The sequence below is a fragment of the Paraburkholderia silvatlantica genome, assembly GCF_003096715.1.
Taxonomy (GTDB): domain Bacteria; phylum Pseudomonadota; class Gammaproteobacteria; order Burkholderiales; family Burkholderiaceae; genus Paraburkholderia; species Paraburkholderia silvatlantica.
In genome coordinates, this window is the sequence record NZ_QEOL01000024.1 from 44,593 (window position 1) to 57,746 (window position 13,154).

Here is a 13,154-nt window from a genome sequence, read left to right on the forward strand (position 1 = left end):
GCCCATGCGTCTCGCACTCTCGCTGCTTTGCGCCGCCGTGCTCGCCGCATGCGCGGTGCAGCCCGCGCAGCACCCCGATCTGCCCGCCACGGTGCACGAAACGGCGCCGGCGGCTTGGCGTATCGACGCGCCGCAGGACGCCATCGAAGCGCGCGCCTGGTGGGCGCAATTCGGCGACCCGACACTGGACACGCTGCTCGCAACAGTGCTCGAAGGCAACCTCGACTTGCAGGCCGCCGCCGAACGCGTGAAGCAGGCGCAGTCGATCACGACGCAAAAGCGCGCGGCGCTGCTGCCGCAACTCGACTTCACCGCGCAAGGCGCCTATACGCGGCAGAACACGCCGCCTCCGCTCGGCTATGTGAAGCAGGCCGGCGCGGGCCTCGCGTTGAGCTGGTCGCCCGACGTGTTCGGCGGCGAGCGGCTCGACCTGCTCGCGGCGCAAGCGAACCTCGTGGGCCAGAAGCATGCGCTCGATGCGGTGCGTCTCGCGCTCGCGGCGAATACGGCCTCGGCGTACGTCGATCTGCGCTATGCGCAGGCAGAGTTGAAGATCCTTCAGGATAACCTGGCGATTCGCAAACGTACCTTGCTGCTCACGCAAGACCGCCTGAAATACGGCCTGTCCACGCAACTGGACGTGGCGCGCGCGCAAACGCAGCTAAGCGAACTGCAAGCGCGTATTCCGCGTGCGCAGGCCAGCATCGATCACCAGTTGAACCTGATCGCGGTGTACACGGGGCGCACGCCGGAGTCGGTGGCGCAGCTCGCGCTCGCGCAAACGGCGCCCATTCCCGGCGCGCCCGCGAGCGTGCCGCAGATGCTGCCTTCCGAGGCGCTGCTGCGCCGCCCCGACGTGCAGGCCGCCTACGCCACCGTGCAGCAGCGCGCGGCGGAAGTGGGCGTGGCGCGCGCCGAGCGTTATCCGAAGTTCACGCTCAATCTCACGGATGGCATTCTCGCGGCGTCCTACCTCGGCATGCCCACGCTCACGGACAACCTCTTTAGCGCGGCGCTCGGCGCGACGAGTCCGATCTTCAACGCGGGGCGCATCACGGCCGACATCGACCAGAGCGAGAGCCGCATGCGCGAGTCGCAATTGAATCTGCAGGAGACGATGCTGCAGGCTTTGCGCGAAGTGGAGGATAGCCGCAGCGATCTCGTGAGCACGGCGAGCCAAACGCAGCAGTTGAACGACGCGCTGGCGTCGTCGGCGCAATCGCTCAAGCTGGCCAACCAGCTCTACAAGGGCGGCGCCGCGGACTTTCTCGACGTGCTGAGCGCGCAGCAAACGTTGCTCGCCGATCAGGACCTGCTCAACGACGCGCAGCGCGAGCGCGCGCTCGCGGCGGTGGCGCTCTACCGGTCGCTGGGCGGCGGCTGGAGCCAGAGCGGCGACGTGGTGCTCGCGCAGGAAACGCCGGCGCGCGGCGGCTAGTGGGCACGGACAAAGTCATGATCTTGCGCTCAAGCGCCGGAAGCCGCTTCGCGAGCCAGCGAGCGCCACTGCGCGGGCGTCATGCCCACGTGGCGCTTGAAGCCGCGCTGGAACGCGGCGTCCGACTGGTAGCCCACGAATTCGCCGATCCCGGCCACGCTGTCGTTGCCTTGCGCGAGCATGCGGCCCGCGAGCGTCATGCGGATATCGGTGAGCACGTCGGCGGCCGAGCGGCCGATGGCCTCGTCGAAGTGCCGCGCGAATGTCGCGCGCGACATGTGGCAAAGCTCGGCGAGCTCGGGCAGTGTCCAGGGCTTGCCGGGCGCTTCGAACATGGCGTCGATGGCGGGTTGCAGGCGTGGCCGCTGCGCGAGCGCGAGCAGGCCGCGCGGCGGCGCGTCGCCGGCGCTGGCGTAGCGCAGCGTGAGCCCGAAGAGCGCGCCCGAAAGATGGTTCACGAGCGACTCGCTGCCCGGCGCCGCCTCATACGCTTCGTCGCGCAACAGCGCGATCAGGCGCACGAGCCGTTCTGGCGCCTGCGCGCCGTCCCGTGCGCTATGCACGACGAGGCGCGCGGGCAGATTCTCGCGCAGCAGGCGCGGCGGTACGGCGGGCAGCAGGAAGCGGCCGCACAGGACGTCGGCGGCGGCGCCATCGCCCGCATTGGTTTCGATGCTCACGCCGTTCTCCATTCGCCTCGCAACCGCGGCGGGCGCCGCGCCGCTGCCGTCGTGCAGCACGTGCGCGCTGCCCGAGGGAAACAGCACGATGTCCCCCGCATGGAGCGCAACGGGCGCGCCGTGCGCATCCTCGACGATGGCGCGCCCCGCAACCAGCACGTGATAGCGGATCTCGCGCTCCTTCGCGCCGGGTTCGTCGATGCGCCAGGGCGCGCCGAAATGGCAGCGCACGTCGAGGCGGCCGGCAACGGGCATCAGTGCGAGAAGGCGGCTCAGCAGATCCATGGTGAGTGGGTGAGACGATGGAGCATGAAGTCGCGCCATTCTGGCATTAAAAGCGCGACGGTGCGCGACTAGACTGCATCCATGCCATCGACGATGGCAGCGCGACACAGACACCCGCTCGCGACCCTGCAACGTTAAAGGAGCCAAACATGTCCCGTCTTTCCGCCATCAAGCCTGAAGCCGCCACCGGCGCCGCCGCCGAAATCTTTGCCAAGATCCGCAAGGCCGTGGGCAAGGTGCCCAACGCCTACGCCACCATCGGCACACATAGCCCCGAAGCGCTGGGCGCGCTGCTGGGCGTCGAGGCCGTGATTTCCTCCGGCACGCTGTCGAAGCCCGACATCGAAGCGATCAAGCTCGCGGTAAGCGAAGTGGCGGGTTGTGACTACTGTCTCGCGGCACACACGCTGGCGGGCAAGTTTGCCGGGCTCGCGCCGGAAACGATGAAGGCGGTCCGCGCAGGCGATGCGACCGGCGACGCGAAGCGCGATGCGCTCGTGCACTTCGTCCGCTTGCTGGTGACCACGCACGGCACGGTGCCGGAAGCGGAAGTGAGCGCGATTCGCGAAGCCGGTTATACCGAGCGCCAGATCGTGGAAATCGCGCTCGCCGTGACGTCGATTACGTTCACGAACCTCGTGAACCGCATCAACGATACGACGCTGGATTTTCCGGCCGCGCCGTAACGTAACAGCAACGGTTTTACCAACCCGCGTGCGCTTGACACGACATTAATCGTGCCAGCGCACGCGAGCGCATGTTCCACAAAATCGTTTGAAGGTGTGCATATGCATACATAGACTGTGGGTGGAACGGTGCATATCAAAGGAGAGTCGACCATGAGCAAGATGAATTCGCGCGAGATCGTTTTGTGCCAGCCGGTGCGTACGGCAATTGGCGGATTCAACGGTGCGTTCAAGGGCGTGCCGGCCACGGAGCTGGGCGCGGCGGCGGTGCGCGAAACGCTCGCGCGCGCGAAGCTCGACCCGGCGCGGCTCGGGTCCGTGGTGCTCGGCAACGTGATCCAGGCGGGCAACAAGATGAATCCCGCGCGTCAGGCCGAGCTTGGCGGCGGCGTGCCGGTTCAGGTGCCCGCGCTCACGGTGAATCGCGTGTGCGGCTCCGGCGCGCAAGCCATTGCGAGCGCCGCGCAGGAGGTGATGCTGGGTCTTGCCGACGTCGCGCTCGCGGGCGGCATGGAGAACATGGACCGCGCGCCGTATTTGCTGGACGGCGGCCGCTGGGGCTATCGCATGGGCAATGCCGAGATTCACGACAGCATGCTGCGCGACGGTCTCGTCGATGCGTTTTCGGGCCAACATTCGGGCTGGCATACCGAAGACCTCGTGACGCGGGCCGCGCTCACGCGCGCGGAGCAGGACAACTGGGCCGTGCGCTCGCAGCAGCGCTTTGCTGCCGCACAAGCGGCCGGACGCTTCAGGGAAGAAATCGTCGCGGTGGAGGTCAAGGGCAAGAAGGGCATGGAGCGCATCGACACCGACGAAGCGCCGCGTCCCGAAACCACGCTCGAGGGACTCGCGAAACTGCGTCCCGCGTTTCGCCCGGACGGCACGATCACGGCGGGCAACGCGCCCGGCCTGAACAGCGCGGCGAGCGCCATGCTCGTGGCCGAGCGCGGCTTCGCCGAAAGCCAGGGACTCTCGCCGATGGTCAAGCTCGTGGCGTGGGGCGTCGCGGCGGTGGAGCCGGGCCTGTTCGGCCTGGGTCCCGTGCCCGCCGTGCAGCTCGCGCTGGGGCGCGCCGGCTGGTCGCTTGGCGACGTCGAGCGCTTCGAGATCAACGAGGCGTTCGCAGCGGTGCCGCTCGCGGTCATGAAGCAACTCGGCATTCCCGAGGACATCGTCAACGTGGAAGGCGGCGCGATCGCGCATGGCCACCCCATCGGCGCGACGGGCGCGATTCTCACCACGCGCCTCGCATGGTCGATGCAGCGCGATGGGCTGCGTCGCGGCGTCGTGACGCTTTGCATCGGCGGTGGCCAGGGTATCGCGCTCGCGCTCGAGAAAGTATGATGGCCGGGCCACGTGAGGTGGACGGGATTGGGATACAGGCGGGGAACACGATGACGAAGCGGATCATACGCGAGGAATGCAACTGTTTTGCGCTGCGGCAGGCGGCGCGTTTCGTCACGCAGCTTTACGAGCGGCACCTCTCGCAGGCCGACGTAACGGCCGCGCAGTTCACCATCCTCTCCCGCCTCGCGGGCCGGCCCGACGCCACGGCCGCCGAACTCTCCGACGACCTCGTGATGGACCGCACGACGCTCGTGCGGGCGCTCAAGCCGTTGCAGCGCGACGGCCTCGTGCTCACGGCGGCGGCTGAACACGACACGCGCACGCTGGTCTACCGGCTCTCGGCTGCCGGCTTGCGCCGCTACGACAAGGCGCATGCGTTATGGCTCGACGCGCAGGCCGAGTTCGAGCGGCACATGAAGCGCGAGCGCGCGAAGGCGCTGCGCAGCGAACTGTTTGCCCTGACGAAGGCCGCCGCGGACTGACACGGCATTGACGCGAGCACGCGTCTCGCCAGCCCTCCAGCCCTCCAGGTAAGGCGGTCACGCCAGCGATCAGATCTGGCGCGAAAATGGCATCATGAGAATTCCACGAGTCTGACGCTTTGCCGCCGGGTTCTCATGAGACGATTTCGACCGCCGCCGCCTAATTTCCTGCGTGACCACGCGCATCCAGCCTGGCGCGATATCGCGTTGACCACGCTGCCCGTGGCCCTGTTCTGCGCAGTCGTCGTCGGTCTCGTCTTCTGGCTCGTCGACCCGGCGCCGCCGCGCGCGATCACGATCAGCGCGGGCCCCGCCGACAGCTCCTTCATGCAGATGGCGCAAGCCTACCGCGCGATCCTCGCGCGCAACGGCGTGACGCTCAAGATCCTCGAATCGGACGGCTCGGTGCAGAACCTGCAGCGCCTGCTCGATCCGAAGCAACACGTGGATCTCGCGTTTGTTCAGGGCGGCGTCGCCGACGGCCTGGATACGCGCTCGCTGATGTCGCTCGGCAGCGTGGCCTATTTGCCTATCATCGTTTTTTATCGCGGCTCGGGCCTCACGCGGCTCTCCGAACTCGACGGCAAGCGCATCGCCATAGGCCGCGTGGGCAGCGGCACGCGCGAGCTGGCGCTCAAGCTGCTCTCTGCGAACGGCATCGACCCCGGCGGCGACTCCACGTTCCTGCCGCTCGACGGCATGGACGCGGCCACGGCGCTCGTCTCCGGCCGCGTCGAGGCCGCCATGCTGAGCGGCGACTCGACCACGCGGGGGCTCATGCTGCGTTTGCTCGACATCCCCGGCATCTCGGTCATGAGCTTCGACGAAGCGGCCGCCTATACGCGGCTCTTTCCGTATCTGGAGAACGTCGACCTGCCGCCCGGCGTGCTCGATCTGCGCAGGCGCCAGCCACGCGAAACGGTGCACCTGATCGGCCCGACCGTCGAACTCGTCGCGCGCGATACGCTGCATCCCGCGCTCTCCGATCTGCTCATCGAAGCGGCGGGAGAGGTGAACGGCGCGCCCGGACTCCTGCAGCGCGAGGGCCAGTTTCCGAGCCCGGCGGTGCACGACTTTCGCGTGAGCGAGGACGCCACCCGCTACTACAAATCGGGCAAGAGCTTTCTCTATCGTGCGCTGCCGTTCTGGCTTGCGAGCGTGGCGGACCGCTTGCTGGTGCTGCTGCTGCCGTTGGCCGTACTCGTGATTCCCGCGTTGCGCACGATACCGGCGCTGTATCGCTGGCGCGTGCGTTCGCGCATTTATCGCTATTACGGCGCGCTCATCGCCATCGAGCGCAACGCGCTCAAGCATACGAACGAAGAAGAGAGGCGTGCGCTGGTCGAGGAGCTTGACGAGATCGAACGTTCGCTCAATACGCTGCGCATGCCGCTTGCGTTCGCCGATGCGTTTTACGTGTTGCGCGAACACGTAGGTTTCGTGCGCATGCATTTGCGTGCCAACGAGTCGCAATCGCACTCCGGCGCGGTCTAATTCGTATTCACGATATTGTTACGCTCAACGTAGTTTTCCGTCTCGTTGATGCATGCCAACGCCGTCTCGGCTTCGAGACTGTGAGGATCACTTGAGGTTTGCGAATGTTCGATCCCTGTACATATCAGAACCATTGCTCGTAGCCGGGAGGACCCTGACGTGAAGACATCCGGTGCAAGCCAGCGTCTTGCCTGGCTCGTGTGCGCGACACTCGCGGGCGCGCCGCTCTTCGTGGGGCCGCCTGGTCCTGCTGCCGCGCTGGCGCAGAACGCGGCGCATCTTTCGAACCAGCAGCTCGATTCGCTCACCGCGCCTATCGCGCTCTATCCCGACGCGTTGCTCGCCCAGGTGCTCATGGCCGCCACGTTCCCGCAAGACGTGGCCGCCGCCGCCGCGTGGGCCAGGTCCAACCCGAATCTCAAGGGCGACGACGCAGTGAAGGCCGTGGCCTCCCAGCCGTGGGACCCGAGCGTGCAGTCGCTCGTGGCGTTCCCGCAGGTGCTCGAAACCATGGCTTCGAAGCCCGACTGGGTCCAGCAGATCGGCAACGCGTTTCTCGCGCAGCCCAACGACGTGATGGATTCGGTGCAGCGCCTGCGCGTGCAGGCGCAGAAGGCGGGCAACCTCAAGTCCAACGAGCAGCAGAAGGTCGTGGTCCAGCCAGCCTCGAGCACCTCGGCTACACAGACCATCGTGATCGAGCCTGCGAATCCGCAGGTGGTGTATGTGCCGACCTATAACCCCACGGTGGTTTATGGCGCGTGGCCGTATCCGGCCTATCCGCCCGTGTACATGCCGCCGCCTCCGGGTTACGCCATTGCGTCGGGTTTCGTCGGCGGGCTCGCGTTCGGCGCGGGCATTGCGGTCGCAAACTCGTTGTGGGGCGGCTTCAACTGGAACAACCACGACGTGAACATCAACGTCAATCGCTACAACAACATCAACGTCAACAACCGCATCAACTCGGCCAACGGTACGGCGAACTGGAATCGCAACGCCAATGTCGAGCGCCGCCAGAACTACAGCAACGCGAACCTGAACGGCCAGCGCGGCCAGTACCGGGGCTACGACCAGTCGCGCACGCAGGCCATGGAGACCTTGCAGAACCGCACCGGCCAGAACATGAGCGGCAACGCCCAACAGCGGTTGCAGGGCATCCAGGAAGGCGGCCGGCCGAATGCAGGCGGCGGCAACGAACTCAACAACCGTGCGCAAAGCATGAATCGCGACAACGCGTTACGCGGCGCGGGCGACGGCGCCAATGCGCGCCTCGAACAGCAACGCGGCCAGCAAAGCCGCGACGCGTTCCAGAGCCATGGCGGCTTCAACGGCGGCGCAGGCGGTGGCGGCTTCCATGGCGGTGGTGGCGGGTTCGGTGGCGGCGGACGTCACTTCGGCCGTCGCTAACGTTGAATATCATGAGGAGCCTGGAAATGATCCGCATTTGCGCACGCCGCCTGCCGCACGACTACGCGCTCGCGTTCGGTACGGCACTCGCCCTCTTTTGTGCACCCGCGCTGCTGCCGGCCCGTTTCGGTGGTGCCGCCGTCTGGGCGCAAGCCGTTTTCGCCACGCCTGAAGCCGCCGCGAACGCGTTTACCGACGCACTCGCGACTAACGACCAGGGCGCGATGAAGCACGTGCTCGGCAACGATTTCACCGCGTTCATCCCGACGCAAAGCATCGGTCAGGACGATATCGACGACTACCTTGGCGCCTGGGCGAAGGGCCATCGCGTCGTACCCGACGCCACGCCGGTTGCCGGCAAGGCGAGCGCTCACGTCGAGGTGGGCGACAGCGGCTGGACGCTGCCCATCCCGATCGTACAGTCGGGAAAGGGCTGGCATTTCGACCCGCGTGAAGGCGCGAGCGAAATTCTCACGCGCCGCATTGGCCGCAACGAGCGTGCCGCCATGCTCACCTCGCTCGCCTACGTCGACGCGCAGAACGACTATCGCAAGCTCACGCAGCACTATGCGCTGCGCCTCGTGAGCACGCCGGGCATGCACGACGGTTTGTACTGGCCTGTCGAACCGGGCGAGACCGAAAGTCCGCTCGGGCCGCTCGCCGCAACCATGCCGGGTAACGCGAAGATCACGCCGGCCCAGGGTTATCACGGCTATCACTTCCGCATTCTCACTGCGCAGGGGCCGCACGCCAGCGGCGGTGCGCGCAGCTATCTCGAGAACGGGGATCTGAGCGGCGGTTTTGCGCTCGTGGCCTGGCCGGCGCAGTACGGCAAAACCGGTGTGATGAGCTTCATCATCAATCAGGACGGCCAGCTTTATCAGAAGAACCTCGGGCCGAACGGCGCGCAGACGGCAGCGGCGATCAAGGCATTCGATCCCGACTCGTCCTGGCAGGCCACCCAACCCTGAGCGGCGATCCGCCGTCCGTCGGGCAGCACGATTGCCGACGTTGTCCTCCGACAAACGCCTCACACGGAATTCGGGCACAATCAAGCCACGGCGACGTGGCTGTCGCCCGATGCGGGCTTTGGCCAACGCAAGCGGAGAAGCCGGGCATGTGGCTTGCTCAATCTTCTCCGCACTCTCATTCGTGTGGAGATAACCAAATGCAACGACGCAACTTCATGCTAACGGCGGCGGTGACCCTTGCCTCGGGCGGTCTCACGCTCGCGGGCTGTACCACCACGACGAATTCGAATTCCACGGCGTCGCAGAACATGTCCAAGCGGCAGTCGATCGACGCGTCTGTGGACGGCACCCTCTCGCGGCTGTATTCGACCGTGAAAGGCTCGCACGAACTCCTCGCGAAGTCGCGCGGCGTGCTGGTGTTTCCCGAAGTGCTGCAGGCCGGCTTCATCGTCGGCGCGCAGTATGGCGAGGGCGCGTTGCGCGTGGGCGGCGCCACGGTCGGCTACTACAGCACCGTGTCGGGCTCGTTCGGCCTGCAGGCCGGCGCTCAGTCAAAGGCGCTCATCTTCGCCTTCATGACGCAGGACGCGCTCGACAAATTCCGCGCGACGGACGGCTGGGCGGCGGGGGCCGATGCCTCGGTCGCGCTCGTGACCGTGGGCGCGAACGGCGTTGTCGACACCAACACGGCCACGCACCCTGTGGAAGTCTTCGTGCTGACGAACGCGGGCCTGATGGCCGACGTCTCGCTGGCGGGCACCAAGGTCTCGCGTCTGAATATCTGATAAGGCGCGCTTCGGTAAACGCGCCGGATCGGGTAAAAAGGGCAAGGCATCAAGCCTTGCCCTTCGTCATTTCTGTGCGGCCCGAACTGGCGGCGCCGCGTACGGCCTCAGCAGCCGGTATTCTTCAGGCGTTCGACTTCGAGCCCGAACAACGGGCGCAGCTTCGTGCCGAGCACATTGCCCGCGAACGCGCACACGAGCCATAGCCAGCCGTGCAGGCTGCCCGAGACGATGCCGCTGAAATACGCGCCGATATTGCAGCCGTAAGCGAGGCGTGCGCCATAGCCGAGCAGCAGCCCGCCGATCACGGCCGCCGCGAGCGAGCGCAGCGGAGTGCGCCACACCGGCGCGTAGCGGCCCGCGAGCGAGGCCGCGGCCATTGCGCCGAGCACGATGCCGATGTCCATGACCGTCGTGACGTCGTGGCTTGCCGGGGCGGCGAGCGCGGCGGCGTTCGGGCCGGCCATCCAGTACTTCCAGCTCGCCACGTCGATGCCAAGCGTGGCGAAGCCCTTCGCGCCCCACAGCGCGAATGCCGAGGTCACGCCCCAGGGGCGGCCCGAGAGCGCGAGCGTCGCGAAATTCAGGATCGCGAGCGCGACCGCGCCGGCAAGCAGCGGCCACGGACCATGCAGCCAAGGCGAGGTGTGCGGGGCGCGCGGCTCGTTGATGAGGCGGCCGTGGCGGCGCTTTTCGACGACCACGGTGAGCGCGGCGATGAGCGCGAACACCACGAGGTTGAGCGCAATGGCGGGCGCGGCGCCGAACGCGTTCACGAACGAGAACGGCTTCAATTGCGGCATCGACGTCCAGAACGGCATGTGCGCCGTGGCGACCACGGAGCCCACGATAAAGGCGATGAGCGTGACGACCATGCGCGTGCTGCCGCCGCCTACGGTGTAGAGCGTGCCCGAGGCGCAGCCGCCGCCCAGCTGCATGCCCACGCCGAACATGAATGCGCCGACAATGACCGACGTGCCCGCGGGCGAAACGAGGCCCGTGACCGGATGGCCGAACAGCGTTCCCGCCGCGAGCGCGGGAAAAAACAGCAGGACGCCGATGGCGAGCATGGCCATCTGCGCGCGCAGACCGGCGCCGCGCCCGTCGGCGATGAATACGCGCCACGCCGAGGTGAAGCCGAACGCCGCGTGATAGAGCGTCATGCCGAGCAGCGCGCCGACCACGTAGAGCGCCGCCTGGCGCCCGCTCACCGTCTGCGCGAGATACACCGCGCCGAGCGCGACGAGCAAAAGCGCGATGCCTAGCGGCCTGGGATTGATGGAGTCGAGTGGGCGCGGCGCGCGCGCCAGCGGCGTGGAGAGGTCGGACATATGGGAGCGGGGCGGCCTGGAGAGGCTGCCAGGAAAAACAATCGATGAAAGCAAAACGATAGCACGAATCGCAAAACGGTCTGACGGAGCCCTCAGCCCGACCTTTCGCGATCCGCGCAGCGCCGGGAGCCATCCCCGCAAACCCCGTTCAGACAGGGATTTCCCAGACATTGGGAGGCTCCCCGCGAAACCTCGCGTAGCCCTGCGAACGTCATGGATTTCCCCTATGCAGCGCCGCGCCCCGTCTGCCGTTACGCGAGACGAGGTGCGAAGACGCGTCGGGCCGCGCAGATTCGCACCGGCTGGAAGATAAAAGAACGCAACGGAGACCTCATGCTGGGAAACATCACCATTCGCCGTGGGCTAACGCTCGTTATCGGTATCTTCGTCGCGTTTCTGCTGACGGTGATCGGCGTGTCGTATGGCGCGCTCAAGCTCACCAACGACAGCCTGCACGACGCCCAGCGAGGCGCGCGGTCGCTCGACGCCCTCAAGACCAGTTCTGAGCGCCTGCTCCAGGTACGCCTCGCGCTCGGCGGCTACGAGACGCTCTTCAGCGTCGGCAAGGCCACGGACGGTTTGCTCGACAAGGCGCACCAGGTGCTCGTGAATTCGAACAAGGAGTTCGCGCGCTACAGCGCCGGCCCGTTCGAAGACGCCGAAGAGGGCCGCCTCGCCCAGGCCGTGAGCCGCGCGCGCGAGGCGCTCGTCTCGCAGGCGCTCGAGCCCGAGTACAAGTCGCTCGTCGACAACGATTTCAATACCTTCCGCACGATCCAGGGCGAGACCGCCGACCGCTACTACGGCACCTACGCGAAAGCGATCGACGCGCTCGAGAACTGGCAGGCTGCGCGTCAGCAGCAGGACGCCGACACCGCCGCGCAGCGCTTCCGTCTTTCGCTCATCGTGTTCGGCCTGATCGGCGTGGTGGGCGTGGCGATTGGCGTGTTCGCGCGCGTGGGGCTCGCCGCCGCCGTGGTCAAGCCGGTGAACCACGCGATCCGCCATTTCGAGCGCATCGCCGCGGGCGATCTCACGGTGGACGTGCGGGTGCGCTCGAACAACGAAATGGGCCAGCTGCTGGGCGCGCTGCAGACCATGCGCGACGGCCTCGTGGGCACCGTCTCGCGCGTGCGCGGCAGCACGCACGAAATCACCCAGGGCGCGAAGCAGATCGCGTCGGGCAACGTCGACCTCTCGGACCGCACGGCCCAGCAGGCGGCGGCGCTCGAAGAAACGGCGGCGAGCATCGAGGAGCTTTCGGCGGCGGTGCGCCAGAACACGGACGGCGCGAAGCAAGCGAGCGGGCTCGCCCAGTCCGCGCTCGAAACGGTCACGCGCGGCGCCGACGTGGTGGCCCGCGTGAACGCGACGATGAGCGACATCACGGCCTCGTCGCAGAAGGTGGAGGAGATCACCGGCATCATCGAGGGCATTGCGTTCCAGACCAACATCCTCGCGCTCAATGCGGCGGTGGAGGCGGCGCGCGCGGGCGAGCAGGGCCGCGGCTTCGCGGTCGTGGCGAGCGAGGTGCGCAGCCTCGCGCAGCGCTCCGGCACGGCCGCCAAGGAGATCAAGGAGCTGATCGCGGCCTCGGCGGCGACCGTCGGCGCAGGCGCGCGCCTCGTGGAAGACGCGCGCCGTACCATGGACGAGGCGCGCAGTGCGGTGGCGCGCGTGAGCGGGATCATGAGCGAGATCGAGACCGCAACGCACGAACAGAGCGATGGCATCGAGCAGGTGAACCGCGCGATTGCGCAGATCGACGAGGTCACGCAGCGCAACGCGGCGCTCGTGGAGGAAGCGGCGGCGGCCGCGCAGTCGCTCGAATCGCAGGCCGATTTGCTGCGCGAGGCCGTGGCGGTGTTCAATCTGGGCGGCGCGGGACAGGCCGGTGCGCGAGCGGCGCATGCCGCTCCCGCGGACGCGCGCGCAGCCCGCGGGGGCGCGCCGGCGCTGGCCTGAGCCTGCCGTGACGGGTTGTCCTTGCCGTTGCAGGGACAACTTCCGGCCGTTTTAACCTGAGGTTGTCTCCCGCGCGCAATTCGCGGTTGAGTTCCCCATCGTTCCCGGCGAGACTGGCGGCATAGACAGCCAGGGTCCGGCCGTCAGCGAAAGAGAACAACGGAACGCCGAGTTTTCCGGACTGCGAACGAAAGGGCTGCGAGTGCTCGCCGATCTGATGGCGGAGCGCGAGTTGCCGATTAACGGCGACGCCTTTGCGCCGGGCCGCTGATCTGGTGTA

11 protein-coding genes are annotated in these 13,154 nt (G+C 67.1%); 9 read left to right on the top strand and 2 right to left on the bottom strand.

Features of this window, described 5'->3' with window-relative positions; translation table 11 throughout:
- Positions 1-4: 4 nt before the first annotated feature.
- Complete coding sequence (locus C7411_RS27335) at positions 5-1,438, top strand: efflux transporter outer membrane subunit (protein ID WP_110387138.1); 1,434 nt, start codon at positions 5-7, stop codon at positions 1,436-1,438.
- Positions 1,439-1,467: 29 nt separating this feature from the next.
- Here C7411_RS27335 and C7411_RS27340 read toward each other — a convergent pair whose 3' ends face one another.
- Positions 1,468-2,403, bottom strand: a complete 936-nt coding sequence (locus C7411_RS27340) for an AraC family transcriptional regulator (protein WP_110387139.1) — start codon at positions 2,401-2,403, stop codon at positions 1,468-1,470.
- 149 nt (positions 2,404-2,552) lie between these two features.
- On the opposite strand from C7411_RS27340, the gene C7411_RS27345 reads away from it, so the two are divergent.
- The 7 genes from C7411_RS27345 to C7411_RS27375 all read left to right on the top strand — a co-directional run bounded on the left by C7411_RS27345 (position 2,553) and on the right by C7411_RS27375 (position 9,578).
- The gene (locus C7411_RS27345) at positions 2,553-3,089 is read left to right on the top strand and encodes a carboxymuconolactone decarboxylase family protein (protein ID WP_110387140.1); all 537 of its coding nucleotides are present in this window, start codon (positions 2,553-2,555) and stop codon (positions 3,087-3,089) included.
- Between the two features lie 162 nt (positions 3,090-3,251).
- Positions 3,252-4,436 (top strand): thiolase family protein, encoded by a 1,185-nt coding sequence (locus tag C7411_RS27350; RefSeq protein ID WP_110387226.1) that lies wholly within the window; start codon positions 3,252-3,254, stop codon positions 4,434-4,436.
- Between the two features lie 50 nt (positions 4,437-4,486).
- Positions 4,487-4,921, top strand: a complete 435-nt coding sequence (locus C7411_RS27355) for a MarR family winged helix-turn-helix transcriptional regulator (RefSeq protein ID WP_110387141.1) — start codon at positions 4,487-4,489, stop codon at positions 4,919-4,921.
- Positions 4,922-5,056: 135 nt separating this feature from the next.
- Entirely contained in the window at positions 5,057-6,415 is a 1,359-nt protein-coding gene (locus tag C7411_RS27360; RefSeq protein ID WP_110387142.1) for a TAXI family TRAP transporter solute-binding subunit, read from the top strand.
- Positions 6,416-6,574: 159 nt separating this feature from the next.
- Complete coding sequence (locus C7411_RS27365) at positions 6,575-7,822, top strand: DUF3300 domain-containing protein (RefSeq protein ID WP_110387143.1); 1,248 nt, start codon at positions 6,575-6,577, stop codon at positions 7,820-7,822.
- Positions 7,823-7,848: 26 nt separating this feature from the next.
- Positions 7,849-8,793, top strand: a complete 945-nt coding sequence (locus tag C7411_RS27370; RefSeq protein WP_110387144.1) for a DUF2950 domain-containing protein — start codon at positions 7,849-7,851, stop codon at positions 8,791-8,793.
- A gap of 197 nt (positions 8,794-8,990) precedes the next feature.
- Entirely contained in the window at positions 8,991-9,578 is a 588-nt protein-coding gene (locus C7411_RS27375; RefSeq protein WP_110387145.1) for a BPSL1445 family SYLF domain-containing lipoprotein, read from the top strand.
- A 107-nt stretch (positions 9,579-9,685) separates the two neighbouring features.
- Here the strand turns inward: C7411_RS27375 and C7411_RS27380 are convergent, their stop codons facing one another.
- The gene (locus C7411_RS27380; RefSeq protein WP_110387146.1) at positions 9,686-10,909 is read right to left on the bottom strand and encodes a YeeE/YedE family protein; all 1,224 of its coding nucleotides are present in this window, start codon (positions 10,907-10,909) and stop codon (positions 9,686-9,688) included.
- Between the two features lie 333 nt (positions 10,910-11,242).
- Between C7411_RS27380 and C7411_RS27385 the strand changes: the two genes are divergently transcribed.
- Positions 11,243-12,874 carry a methyl-accepting chemotaxis protein gene (locus C7411_RS27385; protein WP_110387147.1) on the top strand — a complete coding sequence of 544 codons (1,632 nt, stop codon included), beginning with the start codon at positions 11,243-11,245 and terminating at the stop codon, positions 12,872-12,874.
- The last annotated feature ends 280 nt before the right edge of the window (positions 12,875-13,154 follow it).